We start from the raw sequence: 1,232 nt of genomic DNA, 5'->3' as shown, positions 1-1,232 counted from the left end.
ACCTTTAAGTCGAATGATTAGTCGCGGAAGATTCCGCATTCATGTCGCTCAACGGCGATGACTCGAGGCTCGTGGCTTTCACATGATTCAATGTTCCGCATCTGGAACACTTGATCTGGAGTTCAGTGTGCTCACCCACTCGGGCAAGAAGTCTTTTGCATTTCCCACACCGGCAATCTTTCAGCATCGGTATGAATCTCCGTATTTCGCTGACCTTTTCAAAAAAGAAAACCCGCACGGAGGCGGGTTTAATAAAAGGTCAGAATCTGTCTGCATGTGGTGTTCAACTGCGCGTTCCGAGTGGCTGTCCCCAGACGCAAATCGCATATCGTGGTGCCTTTGTACCCCTGTTCGGAAAGGAGGAAAAGGGCCTTTTTGGGGGTGGGTCGAGTTCGACCAGACTTCGACCTGAGTTCAGCCACACATCAACAATTGAGGCGGATGAACGGTAAAAAGCGTTGCTGATTTCGGGGCAAAGAATCTGGGATTGCGTTGGTTTTTTCGCGAATAAATTCGCTCCTACCGCCTGTGTAGGAGCGAATTCATTCGCGAAAGAGCGTGAGCGTCGCGTAAAAACAAAGCTCACACGCCATCTTGTCTTTAAGCAAGAAGGTCCCACGTAATGACAAGCGTACCCGAAGCCGTTCCACTCGAACCCCAGATACCACTGGTTACCCAAAGCCCCCGCCCAGCAGGAACAAACAACGGGTTGGGCAATACCACTTGCGAGTTGACCCCAGTGGCAGAGTTGCCATTCCCGTTGAAAACCATGGGAGTATTCATATCCCCAATACTGGCCGGGGCAGTTGCCGATGCGTATACATTGACATAACCGTTGGCCGGATTTATCGAAGCGGTCTGAATAATCAAACCGTCGGTATTCTCTTCAGGAGAGACGAGTTGCACGATCCCCTTCGGGCTCACACCACGGTAATGCTTACCAATTTTTACTGCGTTCATGTGCATGACCTTTAAGTCGAATGATTAGTCGCGGAAGATTCCGCATTCATGTCGCTCAACGGCGATGACTCGAGGCTCGTGGCTTTCACATGATTCAATGTTCCGCATCTGGAACACTTGATCTGGAGTTCAGTGTGCTCACCCACTCGGGCAAGAAGTCTTTTGCATTTCCCACACCGGCAATCTTTCAGCATCGGTATGAATCTCCGTATTTCGCTGACCTTTTCAAAAAAGAAAACCCGCACGGAGGCGGGTTTAATAAAAGGTCAGAA

The 1,232-nt window shown here is 49.9% G+C and carries 3 protein-coding genes; all 3 read right to left on the bottom strand.

Going from position 1 to position 1,232, the window contains the following annotated elements; genetic code table 11:
* Positions 1–4: 4 nt before the first annotated feature.
* Positions 5–187: a Com family DNA-binding transcriptional regulator gene (locus tag ACIPY9_RS24620; protein ID WP_400707832.1), complete on the bottom strand. Its 183-nt coding sequence runs from the start codon at positions 185–187 to the stop codon at positions 5–7.
* A 413-nt stretch (positions 188–600) separates the two neighbouring features.
* Positions 601–960, bottom strand: coding sequence for a hypothetical protein (locus ACIPY9_RS24615; protein ID WP_400707835.1), 360 nt, complete (start codon positions 958–960; stop codon positions 601–603).
* Positions 961–971: 11 nt separating this feature from the next.
* Entirely contained in the window at positions 972–1,154 is a 183-nt protein-coding gene (locus ACIPY9_RS24610) for a Com family DNA-binding transcriptional regulator (RefSeq protein ID WP_400707832.1), read from the bottom strand.
* Between the last annotated feature and the right edge of the window lie 78 nt (positions 1,155–1,232).

It is taken from the genome of Pseudomonas sp. NPDC089734 (genome assembly GCF_044748865.1).
Classification (GTDB): Bacteria; Pseudomonadota; Gammaproteobacteria; order Pseudomonadales; family Pseudomonadaceae; genus Aquipseudomonas.
The sequence above is the reverse complement of the archived record's forward strand: the minus strand, read 5'-3'. Positions and strand labels throughout refer to the sequence as shown.

Coding starts and splice junctions, on each gene's coding strand:
- ACIPY9_RS24620 (WP_400707832.1), bottom strand. CDS start 187: ATGCTGAAAGATTGCCGGTGTGGGAAATGCAAAAGACTTCTTGCCCGA.
- ACIPY9_RS24615 (WP_400707835.1), bottom strand. CDS start 960: ATGAACGCAGTAAAAATTGGTAAGCATTACCGTGGTGTGAGCCCGAAG.
- ACIPY9_RS24610 (WP_400707832.1), bottom strand. CDS start 1,154: ATGCTGAAAGATTGCCGGTGTGGGAAATGCAAAAGACTTCTTGCCCGA.